The sequence below is a fragment of the Microbacterium sp. CBA3102 genome (assembly GCF_007954505.1).
GTDB lineage: Bacteria > Actinomycetota > Actinomycetes > Actinomycetales > Microbacteriaceae > Microbacterium > Microbacterium aurugineum.
Window position 1 is genome coordinate 3,047,610 of sequence record NZ_CP042412.1, and the last position, 17,791, is coordinate 3,065,400.

Here is a 17,791-nt window from a genome sequence, read left to right on the forward strand (position 1 = left end):
GCGCCTCCATCTTGCTCGCCAGCGAGCCCCTGCGGCTAGCAAGGCGGACCTAACCAGTCTGCTCCGCGCAGCCCGCGGGCGAAAGCCTGCGATTTATCTTGATATCAAGATAAATCTATCACGCCTCGGAGGCATCCTCGCGCGCCGGCTCTCGCGGGTGCAGAGCGCGGACGACCAGCCAGGTCACCGCGATGAGGGGAGCGAACAACGGCAACCCCATGACGAGCTTGAGGGTGCCGAGGGCGGTGACGTCTCCCGCGAGATAGAGCGGCAGCTGCACGGCGAGACGCGCGAAGAACAGCGCAGCCCACGCGATCCCGAGCCAGAAGTAGGCGCGGCGCTTGCGGCGGTCACTGCGCCACGTCGTGCCCTCCCCCATCAGGAATCCGACCGCGAGGCCGATCAGCGACCATCCGATCAGGGCCGACACCAGGATCACCGATCCGTACACCGCGTTCGTGATGAGTCCGGGAACGAAGTTGTCCGCCCCTCGACCGGTCCACAGTGCGAGGGCGGCGGCGGCCACAGCAGCGATGAGACCGCCGAGCGCGGCCGACGGCGGCGACTTCTGCAGGAGTCGTACGACCGTGAAGACCGCCGCGAGCCCGACCGAGACGCCGAGCGACAGGATCAGCGGTTCGGGGCGGATCGTGAAGATGATGACGAATGCGAGGCTGGGCAGCACCGATTCGAGGATGCCGCGCCACCCACCCATCGCGGACCACACGACCTTGTGGGTGCTCGAACTCTCCGCCGGGTCGAGGCCGGCCCGGCGAGCAGCACCGCCGAGCGCCTCACCGAGGATCTCGGAGGTGCGCTTCTCTCGCTCGGGGTCCTGGTCCGGGGTGCTCACGCGGATCCCGGGGTCGCCGGCATCTTGAGCGGGATCAGGTCGCGAGGGGGCATCGGCGAGCCGCCGCGGACCACGACGATCGATCGGAAGAGATCCTCGACCTTCGCACCCGCCTCCGGATCCGACGCGCCTGCTCCCCCGATGACTCCACGAAGGAACCATCGCGGACCGTCGATGCCGATGAAGCGCGCGAGACGCAGCCCGGACCCCTCGCTCGCGGTGGCGGGAACCTCGGCGAGGAGTTCCTTGCCGAGCGGACCCTCGCGCTCTTCGACGCGACCGCCCTGCGCCTTGACCTGGTCGCGCAGCTGCACACGGGTCTCATCCCACAGACCGCCCGATCGCGGTGCGGCGAACGGCTGCACCTGCAGCGAGGAGTCCGCGTAGTCGAGCCCCACGGCGACGATGCGCTTGGTCTGCTCCTCGACCTCGAGCCGAAGGTTCAGGCCCTCCCTGGGGAGGATCTTGATCCCACCCAGGTCGATGTAGGGACGAACCGGATTCGCCTCGGAATCGTCGAAGGGACCCTCGGTGGCGCGGTTCTCGGGCGCCGACTTCGGGGAAGTCTCGTTGTTGTCAGTCATTGGTCTGCCCTGCTTCGTTCTGCGTGTGCCCCGCCTGGTACCCGGTGGAGCCGAATCCGCCGGCGCCGCGGACGCTCTCCGGCAGCTCATCGACCGGAAGGAACGTGGCGCGAGTCACCGGCATGATGATCAGCTGTGCGATGCGATCGCCGACCGCCACATCGTACGCGCTGTGGATATCGGTGTTGATCAGACTCACCTTGATCTCGCCCCGATATCCGGCGTCGACCGTCCCGGGCGAGTTCACGATCGAGATCCCGTGCTTGGCTGCGAGACCGCTGCGCGGAACCACGAACGCGGCGTAACCGTCGGGAAGGGCGATACGGACGCCCGTGCCGACGAGGGCGCGCTCGCCCGGACCGAGATGCACGGCCTCGGCCGCCACCAGATCAGCGCCGGCATCACCCGGATGCGCGTATCCGGGCACCGCCGCGGCGATAATGGGGATATCAACGGAATCGGTCACCCCATGAGGCTAATGCAGAACACCGGCACAGACACACGCCCGCGCTATCGCGAACGACTCGCTCCCAGCCTGTGGCTGCTGGTCACCGTCGCGGTGGCGGGGCCGATGGTGTCGCTCGTCTTCGTCCCGATCGGATCGACGGTCGCGCTCGTCGTCGGAGCGGCCGTCTCCGCGCTCCTGGTGCTGACGTTCGTCGCCGCGACGCCGGTCGTGTCCGTCGAGGGCGCCATCCTGCGCGCCGGCCGCGCACATATCGATGTCACGCACCTCGGCGATCCCGTGGCGCTGACCGGAGCGGATGCGCGTCATACACGCGGGCCCGGACTCCCGGCGCGTGGTTGGCATCTCATCCGCGGTGGGATCGACGGCATCGTCGTCGTGCCGAACCTCGATGTCGACGACCCGGTCGACGCCTGGACCATCTCCACGCGAACTCCGGACCGCCTGGCCGCAGCGATCCGCGCGGCGCAGACTGGCGCCTGACCGGAGACGACAGCGCGCCCCGGACCACGATGGTCGGGGGCGCGTGAGACGTCGCTCGAAGGGCTGCTAGGCAGCGCACTCCTTGCAGATGGGCCCGGATGCGCCCTCGTGGTCGAGCTGCGAGCGGTGCTTCACGAGGAAGCAGCTCATGCATGTGAACTCGTCCTGCTGCGCGGGCAGCACGACGACGTCGAGCTCGAGGTCGGAAAGGTCGGCACCCGGAAGGTCGAAGCTCGACGGGTTGTCGGAGTCTTCGTCCCCGCTTGAGCCGGAGAGCTTGTCCGGCACACGCTCCTTCAGGGCTTCGATCGACTCGGAGTCGTCTTCGCTCTTTCGGGGGGCGTCGTAATCGGTTGCCATGCGGTAGATCTCCACTTTCATGGTGCGAGTGGGTGGTGCGCCGTCGGGTATTCGGCGGCCATAGTTTGCACGACCCGAGGTCATAACGCAAATGCTCGTCCGTGCGACAGAGGAAACTCACGGCACGCCCACGCTATTCCCGGTCACGAGCCCCCTCGCGTGACACCATGAACGGACACCCATCAGAGGGGCATTCGCATGGAAAACGTCACCATCGTCGGCACAGAAGCAGGAGTCCTCGTACTCGCGACCGAGTCGGGCGAGCGGTTCGCGCTGCCCATCGACGACATGCTGCAGCGCGAGATCCGTCGAGCCACCCGACAGGCCGAGCCGACCGCTCAGAAACTTGCGGCGAGCCCTCGTGACATCCAGGCCCAGATCCGCGCCGGGCTGACAGCTCCCGAAGTCGCCGAGCTGCTCGGGATCAGCGTCGAGGACGTCGCCCGGTTCGAAGGTCCGGTCCTCGCCGAGCGAGAGCACATCATCGGCCAGGCTCTCGCCGTGCCGGTGTTGATCGGCAGCGAGGTCGAGCCCGACGCGCAGCCCACCTTCGGCGTCGCCGTCCGCGCCAAGCTGGCCGAGATCGAGGCGACTGCAGAGCGCTGGGCCAGTTGGAAAGAGGACTCCGGCTGGACCATCAAGCTCGAGTTCACGGCCAACGATGTCGAACACGACGCGCGCTGGAGCTTCGATCCTCGCCGCAGTGCACTGTCACCCCTGAACGCCGACGCGACCCAGCTCTCACGGCAGGGATCCCTGCCGGAGGGGCTCATCCCGCGACTGCGCGCGGTCGACGCTGAACGCACGACCTCGCCCTACAAGGATGAGAGCCGCTTCGATTCGGGGGCGTTCGGTCCGCGTCTCCTGCCGACTCCGGAGGCGGAGTTCGAAGATCCCTCCCTCCCGGAGCGCTCCGATCTCGCGGCGCAGGACGCCGCGATCAAGCGTGCGCCCTCGACACCGAGCACGAACCCCGAGACGGCCGACCTGCTCGAGGCCCTTCGACGCCGTCGCGGACAGCGCGAAACGGCTCCGCTGCTCGACGACGTCGAGGACGCAGAACGCTCCGACCCGATCTCCCTCTTCGACGCGCTGGATCAGCCGGAAGAGGAGCCGGAGGCCTCGCAGCCCGCATCGTCGCAGCCCACACCCACGGATTCCGGCGAGTCCGGTGGGCGCCGTCGCCGTCGGAACGCGATGCCCTCGTGGGATGAGATCGTCTTCGGCGCTCGCACGGACGAATGACGCCACATCGTCGTCGCCGCACCGACGACGATCAGCGGGCGAAAGCCCCGAGTCTGATCAGCGGAACCTGACGCTCCTCGGGCGTGAGAGCACCGTGTTGACCGATCATCGCCCGCCCGCGTTGGTCGGCGGCCGTGCCGTCGTACACGGCCCAGGTTCCGCGCGCGATCACCAGCACGTCACCGATCCGTGACGCTGCGGCATCGGTGACCGTCGGGCCGAAGAGGCGCGCATCCACCGCGTCGCCGCGGGTGAGGACATCGGCCGACCCGTGGAGGTCGGAACGCCAGCGCGTCATCACCTCAGCGACATCGACCTCAGGCTCGAGGTAGGCGTGCAGCATCCGGGGTTCACCCCCCAGATGACGGATCCCCGCGAGATGCGCTTCCTCCAGGACGATCTGACGCTTCTGCGGCACGTCGACCATCCCGTGGTCGGACGTGACGAGAACGCCGACCCCTGGAGGCACGCGTGCGGAGAGCGCCGCATCGACGTCCTCGAGCGCTGCGACCCACTCGCGCGAAGCGATCCCGTGCTTGTGGCCGGCTTTGTCGACCTCGGGGAGGTAGCAGTAGACGAGCGCCCCCGGATGGGTCTGAGCGAGTGCGTAGGCGGCTTCGATCCGCGATGCCGCGGTGTCCGCCGCGACGAACTCCGCGCCACGAAGAGTCGCCTTCGTGAAACCGCTGTGCGCATAGGCGGCCAGACCGACGGCGAAGCTCTCATGACCGCGGCGTCCGGCGCGCTCGAAGATCGTGGGCGCCGCCTGCCAGACGAGCGGGTCGATCCCGTCGCTCTCCCAGCCGCTGAGCTGGTTGACGAGCACGTCGCGACTCGGGTCGAGCACGCGGTACCCCACGAGGCCATGCGCGCCCGGCCACGCGCCGGTGACGATGCTGGTGAGGGCTGCGGCCGTCGTCGAGGGGAACACCGACTGGGCGACGTCCTTCTTCACCATGCCCGCCGTCAGCGCCCGAGCGTGTCCGGCGTGTCCGCGAAGGCTGATCGCGCCGAGCCCGTCGATGACGACGAGCACGACCGATTCCGCCGGGGGCAGCACCTCCGACTCGCCGCGCAGGGCGGCGAACAGGTCCGCCGCCACCCCGACGACGCTCCGGGCGCCCGCAGAGTCGGACGGTAGCATGAAGGACATCCGAGCCAGTCTGACACAGGCTCCCGTACGCCCTCAGGAAGTCCATGCCGAAAACCCCGCCGCCCGAGCCAGTCGAGGAGCGCATCCAGGACATCGACCTCTCCACGGAGATGCAGGGTTCGTTCCTCGAATACGCGTATTCGGTGATCTACTCGCGCGCCCTGCCCGACGCCCGCGATGGCCTCAAGCCCGTCCAGCGCCGCATCCTCTACCAGATGGCCGAGATGGGCCTGCGCCCGGATCGCGGCCATGTGAAGAGCGCTCGCGTCGTCGGTGAGGTCATGGGGAAGCTCCACCCCCACGGCGACTCCGCGATCTACGACGCGCTCGTGCGCCTCGCCCAGGAGTGGGCGTTGCGCGTCCCGCTCGTCGACGGCCACGGCAACTTCGGCTCCCTGGATGACGGTCCGGCCGCCGCGCGGTACACCGAAGCCCGACTGGCCGCCGCCGCGCTCGCCCTCACCGAGAACCTCGATGAGGATGTCGTCGACTTCATCCCGAACTACGACGGACAGTTCCAGCAGCCGGCCGTACTGCCGGCCGCGTTCCCGAACCTCCTCGTCAACGGTGCCAGCGGTATCGCGGTCGGCATGGCCACCAACATGGCCCCGCACAACCTCATCGAGGTCGTGGCGGCGGCGACCCACCTGCTGGAGAATCCGGACGCCACGACCGAAGAGCTCATGGAGTTCGTACCCGGGCCGGACTTCCCCTCCGGGGGCATCCTGATGGGTCTGGACGGCGTCAAGGACGCGTACACGAACGGACGTGGCGCCCTCAAGGTCCGGGGCAAGACGTCCATCGAACCTCTGGGCCCGCGGCGCACCGGCATCATCGTCTCGGAACTGCCGTACATGGTCGGGCCCGAGCGTCTGATCGAGAAGATCCGCGATGCCGTACAGGCGAAGAAGCTGCAGGGCATCAGTGATGTCACCGACCTCACCGACCGCAACCATGGACTGCGCGTCGCGATCGGCGTGAAGACGGGCTTCGACCCGAACGCCGTCCTCGAGCAGCTGTACCGCCTGACGCCGCTCGAAGACTCCTTCAGCATCAACAACGTCGCGCTCGTCGAGGGCCAGCCGCGCACGCTCGGTCTCAAGGAGATGCTGAGCGTCTACGTCGGGCATCGCCTGGAGGTGATCACCCGGCGCAGCCGCTACCGTCTCGCGCGCCGTGAGGAGCGCCTGCACCTCGTCGAGGGATTGCTCATCGCGATCCTCGACATCGACGAGGTCATCCAGGTCATCCGCTCCTCCGACGACTCCGAGCAGGCCCGCACCCGGCTGCGTTCGGTGTTCGATCTGAGTGAGCTCCAGGCCGAGTACATCCTCGAGCTGCGGCTGCGTCGCCTGACGAAGTTCTCGCGGATCGAGCTCGAGAGCGAGCGTGACGCGTTGCTGGCCGAGATCGCCTCGCTCCGTGAACTCCTCGGGAGCCCCGTGTTGCTCCGCGCGGCGGTCGCGAGAGAGCTGGATGCCGCTGCCGACGCCTACGGCACACCTCGCCGGACGCTCCTGATGAACGCGGCTCCCCCGAAGCCCCGGGCGACCAAGGGCGCGGTCGACCTGCAGATCGCCGATGCCCCCACGGTGCTCGTCCTCTCGACCACCGGCAGAGCCGTGCGCGTCGATCTCGGAGAGGGCCAGGAGCTCACGGTTCCGGCGCGTCGGAGCAAGCACGATGCCATCCTCGCGACGGTCGAGACCACGGTACGCGCCGAGATCGGAGCGCTGACGAGTCTCGGCCGAGTCGTACGGTTCTCCCCCGTCGACCTTCCCTCCGTCCCCTCCTCCTCGGTGCAGTTGGCGGCCGGTACGCCGTTGCGCGACTACCTGGGCATCACGACCAAGAACGAGCGTGTCCTCGGCTTCGTGCGCTTCGACAGCGACATCCCGATCGCTCTCGGCACCGCCCAGGGCACGGTGAAGCGCGTCGTTCCGTCGTCGCTCCCCGCGCGCCCCGATCTCGAGGTCATCGGCCTGAAGGCCGGTGACACGGTCATCGGCGCGGCGGAAGCAGCGGATGACTCCGAGATGGTGTTCGTGACGACCGACGCCCGGCTGCTCCATTTCCCGTCGTCATCGGTGCGTCCCCAAGGCGCCCCCGCCGGAGGCATGGCAGGGGTCAAGCTCGGCCCCGGGACGTCCGTCCTCTTCTTCGGCGTGGTCGATCCGACAAGCGATGCCGTGGTCGCCACGGTGTCCGGCGGCGAGAGCATCCTGCCGGGAACGGATCCGGGTCGCGCGAAGGTGTCGTCGTTCGCTGAGTACCCCGCCAAGGGGCGCGCGACGGGTGGCGTGCGCGCGCACGCCTTCTTGAAGGGCGAGGATCGGCTCACGGTCGCGTGGGTGGGCCCCGGTCCGGCGCAGGCCGTGGACCCGACCGGTGCGGTGCGCAAGCTCCCCGAGGCCGGTGCCCGTCGCGACGCCTCCGGCCAGCCCATCGACGGCGTGATCGGGACAATCGGACGCACGATCGTGTGACGTCGTGTCCGGGAGGCCTCCGTCACCGGCGGCCTCCCGGACGCCCCGCGATCAGTTCAGGTCAGGCGTCGATCGACTCGCGCGAGAGCCGGTCGGAGGACTCGATGATGAACTCGCGCCGCGGGGCGACCTCGTTGCCCATCAGCAGCTCGAACATACGGCCTGCCGCCTCCGCATCCTCCATGCGCACCCGACGCAGCAGACGCCCGGAGCGGTCCATGGTCGTGTTGGCCAGCTGCTCGGCATCCATCTCGCCGAGTCCCTTGTAGCGCTGGATCGGCTCGTGCCAGCGCTTGCCGGCCTTGCGGAGCTTGGTGAGCAAGGCCTGCATCTCCTGCTCGCTGTAGGTGTAGATCGTCTCGTTGGGCTTCGAGCCCGGGTTCATCACGATCACCCGATGCAGCGGGGGAACGGCAGCGAAGACACGGCCGTCCTCGATCAGCGGCCGCATGTAGCGGAAGAACAGGGTGAGCAACAGTGTGCGGATGTGCGCGCCGTCCACGTCGGCGTCGCTCATCAGGATGATCTTCCCGTAGCGTGCCGCGCTGAGATCGAACGTCCGGCCCGAGCCGGCGCCGATCACCTGGATGATCGATGCGCACTCCGCGTTGGAGAGCATGTCCCCCACGGAAGCCTTCTGCACGTTGAGGATCTTGCCGCGGATCGGGAGGAGCGCTTGGAACTCGCTGTTGCGTGCGTTCTTGGCCGTGCCGAGAGCCGAGTCACCCTCGACGATGAACAGCTCGCTGCGATCGACCTCGTTGGTACGGCAGTCGACCAGCTTCGTCGGAAGCGTCGAGGACTCGAGCGCATTCTTGCGTCGCTGCGTCTCCTTGTGGGCGCGCGCCGAGACACGGGCCTTCATCTCCGAGACGATCTTGTCCAGGAGCTGTGATGCCTGGTTCTTGTCGTCGCGCTTGGTCGACGTGAAGCGCTGGGCGAGATCCTTGCGGATCACCTGCGCCACGATCTGTCGGACGGCCGGCGTCCCGAGGACCTCTTTGGTCTGACCCTCGAACTGCGGCTCCGGAACGTTGACCGTGAGCACCGCGGTGAGCCCGGCCAGCACATCGTCCTTCTCGAGCTTGTCGTTGCCGACCTTGAGGCGGCGGGCGTTCTGCTCGACCTGGGTCCGGAGGACCTTGAGGAGTTCCTGTTCGAAGCCCTGCTGGTGGGTTCCGCCCTTGGGCGTCGCGATGATGTTGACGAACGAGCGGACCCGGGTGTCGTAGCCGGTTCCCCAGCGCAGCGCGATGTCGACCGCGCAGACACGCTCGACCTCGGTGGCGATCATGTGACCGTCCGCCTGGAGCACCGGGACGGTCTCCTTGAACGTGCCTTCTCCCTGGATGCGCCAGGTGTCGGTCACCGGAGGGTCGATCGCCAGGTAGTCGACGAACTCGGAGATACCGCCCTCATAGAGGTACGAGGTCTCCACGGGCGCGGGGGCCGCGACGGGCCCGGCGCCCTCCTCCTCGGTGACGTTCGAGAGCTCGGGGACGGCGACGGCGCGCTCATCCTTCACCACGATCTCGAGACCGGGAACGAGGAAGGCGGTCTGCCGCGCACGGGTCTCGAGCTCAGCGAGTTGGAACGCCGCGTCCTTCGTGAAGATCTGACGATCCGCCCAGTAACGGACACGCGTGCCGGTGACCCCTCGTGGCGCCTTGCCCACGACCCGCAGCTCGCTCTTCTCCTCGAAGGGGGTGAACGGCGCGTCAGGACGCTTCTCGCCGGAGTCCGTGAAGATGCCCGGTTCGCCGCGGTGGAAGGACATCGCATAGGTCTTGCCACCGCGGTCGACCTCGACGTCGAGCCGCTCGGAGAGCGCATTCACCACCGAGGCACCGACTCCATGCAGACCACCGGACGCAGCGTACGAGCCGCCTCCGAACTTCCCACCCGCGTGCAGCTTCGTGTAGACGACCTCGACACCGCTCAGACCGGTCCGGGGTTCGACGTCGACGGGGATTCCGCGCCCGCGGTCGTGCACCTCCACGCTGCCGTCACTGTGCAGGATGATGTCGATCTTCGAGCCGTTGCCCGCCACCGCTTCGTCGACGGAGTTGTCGATGATCTCCCAGAGGCAGTGCATGAGACCCGGGGAGCCGTTCGACCCGATGTACATACCCGGGCGTTTGCGGACAGCCTCGAGCCCCTCAAGCACCTGGAGATGGTGGGCAGAATACTCGGCATTCACAATCTCCGAGTCTATTCTCGCCACCTCCGCTCGGGCTGCCGACACTCCCCACGCGGAGCGAGTCCGAGGCGCACGCGTACGCGCTGAGCGAAACACGCCGCAAACCGGGCATGCACACAGGTACAGCGTGGTTGTATTGACCAAATCACGAAGCGAAGCCGACACCCGAGGAGGCACCGAGATGAACGCAACGACCGAACGTGACACCTCCACTGTCGAGTTCCGCCTGACCGCCATGGATCGTTGCGATTCCTGCGGTGCGCAGGCGTACATCGCCGCCGAGGTGAACGGCTCCGAGCTCCTGTTCTGCGCCCACCACGGCCGCAAGTACGAAGAGAAGCTCCGCAGCGTCGCCACCAGCTGGCACGACGAGACCGCGCGTCTCATCGAAGCCGTCTGATCACCCTCGACGGGCCAGCGGTCAGTCGATCACGACCCTGCGCACTCGCGCGGTGAGCCGGGTGAGGATCTCTTCGCCGACCGTGTCGATCCGCTCGGCGAGCGTGGTCGCGGAAGACTCCCCGGATTCGCCCGCGCCGAACAGCGTCACTTCGTCGCCGACTCGGGCTCCCGGCCAGCGGTCGACGATCGACGTCGTCTGACCCACGGCGGTGAGCACTCGGGCTCCACCGGGGGTCCCCACGCTCGCTCCGCCCAAGGTCGACGGCAGACCGTCGAAGCTGCCGATCGCGATCACGGCATCATCACCGTCGACCTCGACGACCGTCGCGACGAGGCTTGCTGCAGGTCGCACACCCTCGAGGTCCGGGCCGTCCGCGGATCGGATGCCGTAGCAGAACGCTCCGATGCGCGAGACCGAGCCACGCAGCTCCGGTCGCCACCAGGATGCCGCCGACGCGGTCAGGTGCAATGCGCGCGGAACCGGACCCGACTCCCCCACCACTCGCACGGCGTCGAGGAACACTGCCTGCGCCTCGTCGTCCTCCGCATCGCTCGCCTCAGCGATATGGCTCCAGACCCCCTCCAATTCGAGGAGTCCTGCGGCCTCCGCGGCCCTGACCTCGGAGACGACGTCGGCCCAGTCCTCTGGGAGTATGCCGTTGCGGTGCAGGCCCGTGTCGATCTTGAGGTGCACGCGCGCCCGTGCGCCCAGCGCCTCCGCGCGGGCGATGATCCGTCGCAGATACTCGGCGGTGCCGACTCCGAGATCGATGCGGTGCAGCAGAGCGTCATCGACCTCCGCGTCCGTGGAGGTGGCCCAGGCGAAGATGCGCGCGTCTCCTCCGACGACGCGCCGAACCTCTGAGCCGCCCGCGATGTCGTAGCTCCCGAACCAGTCGACGCCCGCCTTCGACGCCGCCTCGACCGCCCACGCGAGCCCGTGGCCGTAGGCGTCGTCCTTGAGCACGAGCATGAGGGTCGACGGCGCGATCCGCGCCTTGACGGCATCGACGTTCGCGCGGAAGACGTCACTGCTGATCCGCAGCTGCGGGCGGGTCATGCCTCCCACCCCCGCACAGCGTGCGCGCCCGCGACCGTGACGAGTTCCGCCGCCGTCAGCCCGGTGATCGCGCTCCATCGGGCGACTCCGGCCTTGGCCGTGCCCCACCCACCGAAATAGGTGACCTCCGATCCGGGCGCGATGTCGACCTCCGGGCCTTCCAGGTCCACGACGCAGACATCCATCGCGACCCGTCCGATGATGGGTCGCGCCGTCCCGGCGACGTCGACGTGTGCGTGATTCCCGAGGGCACGGACGATCCCTTGCGCATAACCGCCCGTCACCAACGCCACGGTGGTCTCCGCGGGCGCACGGAAGGTGTACCCGTACGACACCGCATCCCCGGCGCGCAAGCGTTTGGTGGACATCACTCGGCCGCTGAGGCGCATCACCGGCTGCGTCGAGAGGACTCCGTGCTCGTCCGGCAGCCCGTAGAGCAGAGTCGGGTCGATATCCGCCTCATCCGAGGTCACCCCGACGATTCCCTCCAACCGCAGCGCCTCGATCTCACCGACGGAATCGACCAGCACCCGTTCGGCGCCGGCGGCGGTCACCGCCTGCGCGACGGCGAGGATTCCGTGGCCCCAGGCATCGCGTCGCAGATCCGCGACATGTCCGCCTGCGCCCACTGCCGCCGACGCGCCTGCCGCCAGCGCCGAGCGGGAGATCATCGCGAAAGGCAGGGCGCTGGAAGTCGTCTCACACACGTCCTCCACCCTAGCTTCCGCCTCCCAGGTGGACCTCCGAGTCCCCCGTAGACTGGTGGGGACCCCGACCCTGGAGCCATATGTCTCGTCTTTCTCTCGCGCCCCGCATCCGCTACCTGCTGGGACGTGCTCGCCGCATCGACGTCGGATCGGTGGTGGAACGGGCCAAGGAGGCATCGGAACAGCACCACAAGGCCGTCCCTGCCATCGTCGTCGACATGCTCTGGTCCGCGGCCCGGCACAACGTCGGGTTCCAGGACTACATCGACTACGACTTCGCCATGCTCACCAAGGCGGAGCGCGAGACCTACATGACCCACCCCGTGTCGAACCAGCTCTCGCAGCGATTCGACCACCCTGACTACCGCTGGATCTTCCAGGACAAGGTCGAGTTCGACAAGCAGTTCTCCCCCTTCCTGAAACGCGAGTGGATGACGGTCGAGGAAGGCAACGCGGATGCGGTGCGCGAGCTGACCGAGCGCCTCGGCACGATCGTCACGAAGGAGCCGGTCGGGCAGGCGGGAACCGGTGTGCATCGCTATCACGCGGCGGACATCGACGACTGGGACGAGTTCCATCGCGGACTGCTGGACCGCGGCGAGCTCCTCATCGAAGAGGTGATCCGGCAGCACGACGCCCTGGCCGCCGTCTGCCCCGGCACCGTGAACACGACGCGCATCACCGCCTTCTTCGACGGTGAGAAAGCGCACATCCTCGCGATCGCGCAGAAGTTCGGCCGTGGCGCTGTCAGCGACCAGATGACCTTCGGCGGCTTCTACACGATGCTCGACCAGAACGGGCACGCGATCGGCGCCGGGTACGACTCCCACGGACATGTGCACGAGACGCATCCGGATTCCGGCTTCCGCATCGCCGACTTCCAGCTGCCGCACATGGAGGAGGTTCGAGCCTTCATCGACGACGTCGCGCGCGTCGTGCCGCAGGTGCAGTACGTGGGCTGGGACATCGTGGTCTCCCCCGACGGCCCCGTTCTCGTCGAGGGCAACTGGGGAGCAGGAGTGTACGAGAACAAGCCCAGCGTGACCGGCATCCGCACCGGCCACAAGCCGCGCTACCGCGAGGTCATCGGCTTCTGAGGAAACACAGAAGGCCCCGGATGCTCTGCGCATCCGGGGCCTTCTCCGTAGATCTGAGCGGTTCAGACCGCGCGGACGATCCCGAGCGGCGTGGACTCCAGTCCCTGACCGAGCGGGTTGTCACCGAGGATCTTCACGAGCCGGTGCTCACCGTTCTTGTCGAGCGTCGAGCCGAGGATGTTGCCACCCAGGTCGTTGATGTCGACGACGGCGACCTCTGCCTGGCCACCGATCAACGCCTTCAGCCGAGCGGCGACGCCATCCGGGTCCTTGGGTCCGAGCACGACCGCCTCGTTGTAGGGCGGGATCGTGTGCTTGGTGGGACCGTCGATGGCACGCGCCTTGTCACCCGCGATGCGGTAGAAGTCACCACGGCGACCGAACGCTTTGGTGACGGCGGCCACGGCGGACGCGAACAGGATTCGGGGCGTGCCGCATTCGCGGAGCGCCATCTCCATCGTCTCGGGCATGCCGAGTCCGATCCCGTACGGCGTGCGCGTGACGTACTTCGAGAGGAACAGCGCGAGCTTGCGCGGCTTGATCTCGTCGAGACGGTACGACCGCCCCTGGGTGATCGCCACGATCTTCTCGGTCACGAACAGCAGGTCGCCCGGCTGCACCGCATCCTTCGCATACTCCGTGATGATCGCGTCGAGGTCGTCCTCGGGCATGACCACACGGGTGCGCAGCGGGATACGCGCATAGCTCGTGCCGTCGACGACCGTCTCGAGCGCCTTGCCGTCGTTCGCCTGGCTCATTCGAGGTAGTCCCGCAGCGACTGCGAGCGGCTCGGGTGCCGGAGCTTCGCCATGGTCTTCGACTCGATCTGACGGATGCGCTCGCGCGTCACCCCGAACGTGTCGCCGATCTGGTCGAGGGTCTTCGGCTGACCGTCGCCCAGGCCGAAGCGCATGCGGATCACACCAGCTTCGCGCTCGGACAGCGAGTCCAGGAGCTGCTCGAGCTGGCGCTGCAGCATGGTGAAGCCCACGGCATCCGCTGGCACGACGGCCTCGGTGTCTTCGATGAGATCACCGAACTCGCTGTCGCCGTCCTCACCGAGCGGCGTGTGCAGCGAGATCGGCTCGCGGCCGTACTTCTGGACCTCGACGACCTTCTCCGGCGTCATGTCGAGCTCACGGCTGAGCTCTTCCGGGGTGGGCTCGCGTCCCAGGTCCTGGAGCATCTGACGCTGCACGCGGGCGAGCTTGTTGATGACCTCGACCATGTGCACCGGGATACGGATCGTGCGGGCCTGGTCGGCCATCGCGCGCGTGATCGCCTGACGGATCCACCAGGTGGCGTACGTCGAGAACTTGAAGCCCTTGGTGTAGTCGAACTTCTCGACCGCGCGGATGAGACCGAGGTTGCCCTCCTGGATCAGGTCCAGGAACTGCATGCCGCGGCCCGTGTAGCGCTTCGCGAGCGAGACGACGAGTCGGAGGTTCGCTCCGAGCAGGTGACTCTTCGCGCGCTGACCGTCGCGGGCGACCCACTGCAGGTCGAGACCGAGCTGACTCGTCTTCTCGGCCGGCGTCATCGCTGACAGTTTCTCCTCGGCGAAGAGACCGGCTTCGATGCGCATCGCGAGCTCGACCTCTTCGGCGGCGTTCAGCAGAGCGACCTTACCGATCTGCTTCAGGTAGTCCTTGACCGGGTCAGCCGTGGCGCCGGTGATCTGCGTCGAGTAGACCGGCACGTCTTCGTCGTCGTTGGACGAGATGACGATGGCGCCGGTCGGCAGCGGCTCGGTGAACTTCGGCTTGGAGTCCTCGTCCTCTTCGTCGGCGTCCTCCGCAGCGACGACAGGGGCCTCGTCTTCTTCGACGACGTCGTCGGACTTCTTCTTCTTGACCGGGGCGCGCTTGGCAGCAGCGCGCTTGGCAGCGCTCAAGGGCGCGGGCTTCTCAGACGCTTCGGCCTCGACCTGGGCGTCGACGGCGGTCTCAGCGGCAGCCTTCTTCGTCCGGGTGTTCTTCGTCGTGGCAGGAGTCACGTTTCGCCTTTCACGGGGCGAATCTCTCACCCCGGGACATTTCGGACACTAGTAAGACCCTTGTCAAGTCCAGCGCTCGAAAACGCCGATTGACAACGGGTCAGAGTCCTAGTATCGCACACGTGTGGCGATGCAGGCGCATTCCGACGAAGTTCTCCCCGAACGGGCTCAGGCCCGGCCGGGCTTGTCCTCGTCGCCGGAGGGACGGGAGGCGAGATAGCGCTCCAGTTCCGCAGCCAGTTCGTCGGCGCTGGGAAGATCACGCTCGCTGAACCCGCCCTCGTCGTACGAGTCGTCGTCGGGGTTCCGACCCGCCATGTACGCGTCGTATCGGCGCTCGAGGTTGTGGACCATCTGCTGGAGCTCATCGTTCCCGGCGACCTGTTCGTCGACACGGGCCACGTAGTCTTCGCGACGCTCCTGCACCTCGTCCAGCATCAGCACGAGCCCCGTCGAGGCCATCAGCCGCTCGGCGGCGGCGATCACCGCATCCGGGTTCTCCGTCTCGGCGAGGTAGTGCGGCACCAGCAGCACGAAACCGACGGCGCGGTCGCCGCGCTCGACGAAACGGAACTCGAGCAGGTGCCCTGCCGTCGCCGGCACCTGGGTGCGCGGACGCCAGACGGAGTGCGCGACGGTGAGCTCCCGACGATTGCCGCTGACCGTCGTACCGATGGGACGCGTGTGCGGAACCGGCATGGCGATCGAATGGACCCAGTGGAACCCGGAGACCTCGAACTCGGCAGCCAGCGCGAGGACGGTGTCCGCGAAGCGGTTCCAGGCGAAGTCAGGCTCGTAGCCGGCGAGGAGCAGGAAAGGACGACCGAGCGCGTCCGTCGCGAGCGACAACTCGAGCCGCGATGGCTTGAACTCGGTGAGATGGTCCTGATCGAACGAGATCACCGGCCGCCGCGCACGGTAGTCGAGAAGGGCATCGTTGTCGAAGACCACGACGGGCTCAGGAGAGGCTGTCTCACGCAGGTGCTCGATGAGCCCGGAGACTGCACTCCCCGCGTCGGTGAAGCCGGTGAGAAGCAGCACCAGTGGCAGGCCGTGCGGCACGGTCGGCGCATTCGCGACGCGTTCGTGGATCTCTCCGGAGAAGGGCATGTGTCCATGCTACGAGCAGGTCCCGGTGCCGGGCCCCGAGCCGTCTCGCTGAGAGCGAACACACCCACCCGGCGCGCGACTCCCCGCACCGGCGGAGATCCTAGGATGGAGACATGACGCTTCCCGTGCTCTCGCACACCACCGCTCAGTTCCCCGGAAGCGCTGCCGATGCCGCAGTGCTCGTCGTCGCCGCTCTCCCCGAGTCGGCGGAATCACTGGCCGGTTATCCCGGCCTCGCGGATGCCTTGGCCGGTGTCGGATTCACCGGCTCCGCCGGATCCTTCACCCGCGTGTATGCCCCCGAGGTGACCTCCCTGCCGTTCGCCGTCGTCGGCGCCGGCAGCACGCCGGATGCCGCGGCGGTGCGCAATGCGGCCGGAACGGCGCTGCGCACGCTGACCGGCTTCGAGCACGTCGCGGTCGCCCTCGCCGACGGGCTCGAGGGCTTCGCCCCGGCAGCCGCAGAGGGCGCTGTGCTCGGTGGACACAAGTTCGACGGCTACCGCACCGAGAAGGGCAAGACGCGCGCTGGCGAGATCACTCTGCACGCCGCGCTCGACGATGAAGACGTCGCGCACGCCCAGGTCATCGGCGGGGCGGTCGCGCTCATCAAGGACCTCGTGAACGTGCCCGCCGAGTGGCAGAGCCCCGCGCAGCTCGCTCAGAGCGCGGCTGACAGCGTCGCCGACCTCGATGTCACGGTCGAGATCTTCGACGAGACGGCCCTCGCCGAGCAGGGCTTCGGCGGCATCCTGGGCGTGGGACAGGGCTCCGACCGGCCGCCGCGTCTCGTTCGCCTCGACTACTCCCCCGCTGACGCTGTGCGACACATCGCGCTCGTCGGCAAGGGCATCACGTTCGACACCGGGGGCTTGTCCCTGAAGCCCGCGGCCTCGATGGTCGGCATGAAGTTCGACATGGCGGGCGCCGCGACGTCCCTCGCCGCGATCCGGGCGATCGCCGCACTCGGCCTCCCCGTCCACGTCACCGCGTGGCTCTGCATCACCGACAACATGCCCTCGGGTCGTGCGTTGCGCCCGGGCGACGTCATCCGCATCCTCGACGGCACCACGGTGGAGGTCCAGAACACCGACGCCGAGGGACGGCTCGTCCTCGCAGACGGCCTCGTGGCCGCGAGCCGCGAGAATCCGGACGTCATCATCGATGTGGCGACCCTCACGGGCGCCATCGTCGCCGCACTCGGCCACCGGCACACCGGAGTCTTCGGCGACGTCGAGACGGTCTCGTCCTTCATCTCGGCAACCGCCCAGGTCGACGAGCCCGCCTGGCACATGCCGCTGCCGGACTACATGGAGGAGTCGCTCGAGTCCCCCATCGCCGACCTGCAGAACGCGAACATGAGTGACCGGATGGGCGGCGCCTCCTATGCAGGACTGTTCCTGCGGCGCTTCGTCGGGCGCACCTCGGACGCTGAGGACGCTCCCCGCATCCCCTGGGTGCACCTCGACATCGCGGGATCCGGCGAACATGCCGGCGCCCCGTACGGTTTCACCGAGAAGGGCCCCACCGGAGCGATGGTCCGATCGATCGTCGCCTTCGCCGAAGCATCCCACAAGGAGGCATGACCT

The 17,791-nt window shown here is 67.8% G+C and carries 17 protein-coding genes; 6 read left to right on the forward strand and 11 right to left on the reverse strand.

Annotation, left to right across the window (positions count from 1 at the left end):
• Positions 1-118: 118 nt before the first annotated feature.
• From FGL91_RS14585 to dut, 3 genes are read right to left on the reverse strand one after another with little or no spacing between them, the layout of a single operon-like run.
• Entirely contained in the window at positions 119-853 is a 735-nt protein-coding gene (locus FGL91_RS14585) for a DUF3159 domain-containing protein (RefSeq protein ID WP_134353779.1), read from the reverse strand.
• Entirely contained in the window at positions 850-1,437 is a 588-nt protein-coding gene (locus tag FGL91_RS14590) for a DUF3710 domain-containing protein (protein WP_047519423.1), read from the reverse strand. The genes FGL91_RS14585 and FGL91_RS14590 overlap by 4 nt, the downstream gene beginning before the upstream one ends.
• Entirely contained in the window at positions 1,430-1,903 is a 474-nt protein-coding gene (dut, locus tag FGL91_RS14595; RefSeq protein ID WP_153244164.1) for a dUTP diphosphatase, read from the reverse strand. The genes FGL91_RS14590 and dut overlap by 8 nt, the downstream gene beginning before the upstream one ends.
• A gap of 12 nt (positions 1,904-1,915) precedes the next feature.
• On the opposite strand from dut, the gene FGL91_RS14600 reads away from it, so the two are divergent.
• A complete protein-coding gene (locus FGL91_RS14600) occupies positions 1,916-2,386 on the forward strand; it encodes a DUF3093 domain-containing protein (RefSeq protein WP_153244165.1) in 471 nt (156 codons plus the stop codon).
• Between the two features lie 66 nt (positions 2,387-2,452).
• Here the strand turns inward: FGL91_RS14600 and FGL91_RS14605 are convergent, their stop codons facing one another.
• Positions 2,453-2,746 carry a DUF4193 domain-containing protein gene (locus tag FGL91_RS14605; protein ID WP_029259298.1) on the reverse strand — a complete coding sequence of 98 codons (294 nt, stop codon included), beginning with the start codon at positions 2,744-2,746 and terminating at the stop codon, positions 2,453-2,455.
• Positions 2,747-2,944: 198 nt separating this feature from the next.
• Here FGL91_RS14605 and sepH point away from each other — a divergent pair, with 198 nt between their 5' ends.
• Complete coding sequence (gene sepH / locus FGL91_RS14610) at positions 2,945-3,991, forward strand: septation protein SepH (protein ID WP_153244166.1); 1,047 nt, start codon at positions 2,945-2,947, stop codon at positions 3,989-3,991.
• Positions 3,992-4,022: 31 nt separating this feature from the next.
• Here the strand turns inward: sepH and FGL91_RS14615 are convergent, their stop codons facing one another.
• Complete coding sequence (locus FGL91_RS14615; protein ID WP_227991635.1) at positions 4,023-5,144, reverse strand: alkaline phosphatase family protein; 1,122 nt, start codon at positions 5,142-5,144, stop codon at positions 4,023-4,025.
• A gap of 44 nt (positions 5,145-5,188) precedes the next feature.
• Between FGL91_RS14615 and FGL91_RS14620 the strand changes: the two genes are divergently transcribed.
• Positions 5,189-7,630, forward strand: coding sequence for a DNA gyrase/topoisomerase IV subunit A (locus tag FGL91_RS14620; RefSeq protein WP_131491130.1), 2,442 nt, complete (start codon positions 5,189-5,191; stop codon positions 7,628-7,630).
• Between the two features lie 61 nt (positions 7,631-7,691).
• Here the strand turns inward: FGL91_RS14620 and FGL91_RS14625 are convergent, their stop codons facing one another.
• Positions 7,692-9,830, reverse strand: coding sequence for a DNA gyrase/topoisomerase IV subunit B (locus tag FGL91_RS14625; protein WP_407665288.1), 2,139 nt, complete (start codon positions 9,828-9,830; stop codon positions 7,692-7,694).
• A gap of 181 nt (positions 9,831-10,011) precedes the next feature.
• Between FGL91_RS14625 and FGL91_RS14630 the strand changes: the two genes are divergently transcribed.
• The gene (locus FGL91_RS14630) at positions 10,012-10,230 is read left to right on the forward strand and encodes a hypothetical protein (RefSeq protein WP_047519411.1); all 219 of its coding nucleotides are present in this window, start codon (positions 10,012-10,014) and stop codon (positions 10,228-10,230) included.
• Positions 10,231-10,251: 21 nt separating this feature from the next.
• Here FGL91_RS14630 and FGL91_RS14635 read toward each other — a convergent pair whose 3' ends face one another.
• A complete protein-coding gene (locus tag FGL91_RS14635) occupies positions 10,252-11,292 on the reverse strand; it encodes an alanine racemase (RefSeq protein WP_153244167.1) in 1,041 nt (346 codons plus the stop codon).
• A complete protein-coding gene (locus FGL91_RS14640) occupies positions 11,289-11,999 on the reverse strand; it encodes an alanine racemase (RefSeq protein WP_227991636.1) in 711 nt (236 codons plus the stop codon). The genes FGL91_RS14635 and FGL91_RS14640 overlap by 4 nt, the downstream gene beginning before the upstream one ends.
• Positions 12,000-12,079: 80 nt before the next feature.
• Between FGL91_RS14640 and FGL91_RS14645 the strand changes: the two genes are divergently transcribed.
• A complete protein-coding gene (locus FGL91_RS14645) occupies positions 12,080-13,096 on the forward strand; it encodes a sugar-transfer associated ATP-grasp domain-containing protein (RefSeq protein ID WP_153244168.1) in 1,017 nt (338 codons plus the stop codon).
• Between the two features lie 62 nt (positions 13,097-13,158).
• Here FGL91_RS14645 and FGL91_RS14650 read toward each other — a convergent pair whose 3' ends face one another.
• From FGL91_RS14650 to FGL91_RS14660, 3 genes are all read right to left on the reverse strand, one after another.
• Positions 13,159-13,854: a coenzyme F420-0:L-glutamate ligase gene (locus FGL91_RS14650; protein WP_153244169.1), complete on the reverse strand. Its 696-nt coding sequence runs from the start codon at positions 13,852-13,854 to the stop codon at positions 13,159-13,161.
• Positions 13,851-15,092 carry an RNA polymerase sigma factor gene (locus FGL91_RS14655; RefSeq protein ID WP_047519402.1) on the reverse strand — a complete coding sequence of 414 codons (1,242 nt, stop codon included), beginning with the start codon at positions 15,090-15,092 and terminating at the stop codon, positions 13,851-13,853. The genes FGL91_RS14650 and FGL91_RS14655 overlap by 4 nt, the downstream gene beginning before the upstream one ends.
• Before the next feature lie 168 nt (positions 15,093-15,260).
• Positions 15,261-16,202 carry a proteasome assembly chaperone family protein gene (locus FGL91_RS14660; RefSeq protein ID WP_131491133.1) on the reverse strand — a complete coding sequence of 314 codons (942 nt, stop codon included), beginning with the start codon at positions 16,200-16,202 and terminating at the stop codon, positions 15,261-15,263.
• A gap of 113 nt (positions 16,203-16,315) precedes the next feature.
• Here FGL91_RS14660 and FGL91_RS14665 point away from each other — a divergent pair, with 113 nt between their 5' ends.
• Complete coding sequence (locus tag FGL91_RS14665; protein WP_153244170.1) at positions 16,316-17,788, forward strand: leucyl aminopeptidase; 1,473 nt, start codon at positions 16,316-16,318, stop codon at positions 17,786-17,788.
• Positions 17,789-17,791: the final 3 nt, after the last annotated feature.

Excerpts from the sequence above, each read along its gene's own strand:
- FGL91_RS14590 (WP_047519423.1), bottom strand. The coding sequence starts at position 1,437 with ATGACTGACAACAACGAGACTTCCCCGAAGTCGGCGCCCGAGAACCGC.
- FGL91_RS14665 (WP_153244170.1), top strand. The coding sequence starts at position 16,316 with ATGACGCTTCCCGTGCTCTCGCACACCACCGCTCAGTTCCCCGGAAGC.
- FGL91_RS14635 (WP_153244167.1), bottom strand. The coding sequence starts at position 11,292 with ATGACCCGCCCGCAGCTGCGGATCAGCAGTGACGTCTTCCGCGCGAAC.
- FGL91_RS14650 (WP_153244169.1), bottom strand. The coding sequence starts at position 13,854 with ATGAGCCAGGCGAACGACGGCAAGGCGCTCGAGACGGTCGTCGACGGC.
- FGL91_RS14645 (WP_153244168.1), top strand. The coding sequence starts at position 12,080 with ATGTCTCGTCTTTCTCTCGCGCCCCGCATCCGCTACCTGCTGGGACGT.
- FGL91_RS14605 (WP_029259298.1), bottom strand. The coding sequence starts at position 2,746 with ATGGCAACCGATTACGACGCCCCCCGAAAGAGCGAAGACGACTCCGAG.
- FGL91_RS14630 (WP_047519411.1), top strand. The coding sequence starts at position 10,012 with ATGAACGCAACGACCGAACGTGACACCTCCACTGTCGAGTTCCGCCTG.
- FGL91_RS14600 (WP_153244165.1), top strand. The coding sequence starts at position 1,916 with ATGCAGAACACCGGCACAGACACACGCCCGCGCTATCGCGAACGACTC.
- sepH (WP_153244166.1), top strand. The coding sequence starts at position 2,945 with ATGGAAAACGTCACCATCGTCGGCACAGAAGCAGGAGTCCTCGTACTC.
- FGL91_RS14615 (WP_227991635.1), bottom strand. The coding sequence starts at position 5,144 with ATGTCCTTCATGCTACCGTCCGACTCTGCGGGCGCCCGGAGCGTCGTC.
- FGL91_RS14620 (WP_131491130.1), top strand. The coding sequence starts at position 5,189 with ATGCCGAAAACCCCGCCGCCCGAGCCAGTCGAGGAGCGCATCCAGGAC.
- FGL91_RS14660 (WP_131491133.1), bottom strand. The coding sequence starts at position 16,202 with ATGCCCTTCTCCGGAGAGATCCACGAACGCGTCGCGAATGCGCCGACC.